The sequence below is a fragment of the Massilia phyllostachyos genome (genome assembly GCF_021044825.1).
Classification (GTDB): Bacteria; Pseudomonadota; Gammaproteobacteria; order Burkholderiales; family Burkholderiaceae_D; genus Telluria; species Telluria phyllostachyos.
The window spans coordinates 1-606 of the sequence record NZ_JAJNOC010000034.1; the positions used below are offsets into that span (position 1 = coordinate 1).

The 606-nt window shown below is 66.2% G+C and carries 1 pseudogene; it reads right to left on the minus strand.

The window, feature by feature from the left end:
• Positions 1–606: pseudogene (locus LQ564_RS25750) on the minus strand (hypothetical protein); the annotation flags it as partial.

Here is a 606-nt window from a genome sequence, read left to right on the forward strand (position 1 = left end):
GGTTGAAGTGTTCCTTCAGGCGATCGCTGTCCGGCGTGATGTAGGCTGCTTCGGCCAGGGTGCGCAGCGCCCATGCCTGGCCGCGCACCTGTTCCGGACGCAGCAGGCCCTTGATGTTCTCGCGGTATGCCGGGTTCGAATTGAACAGGTTGTACATGCCCCAGAACTGCAGCTCTTCCAGGAAGAAGTGGTCGCCCGTCAGCATGTACGGCAGGTAGGCGAAAGCCGGCTGGTGCGAGACGTCATGGGTGTACGGCGTCTTGCAGGCGGTGGTGCTGGCGCAGGCCGGGAAGGCTTCTGCCTTTCTGGTTGCCGGATTGACGGTGTCGCCCGGGGTGCCAACCAGGGTCATATAGGGATAGTCGATCAGGCTCACCGGCTGGCCGGTGTTCTTGTCGCGGTAGTGGGCCGAGAAGCTGCCGGCCTGCTCGGCCGTGCCGAGGGTGACGTCGCGTGCGCGGCGGTCCATGCTCAGCAGGTGGACGACCGACCATTGCGGCATCAGGCCGATGTCGTCGCGGCCGCCGGTGGTCGGCATGTAGGGCGCGGCCAGGCCTACGCCCATCGGCTCGATCGCGGCGCCGGTCCAGCGCTTGTTCAGGTCGG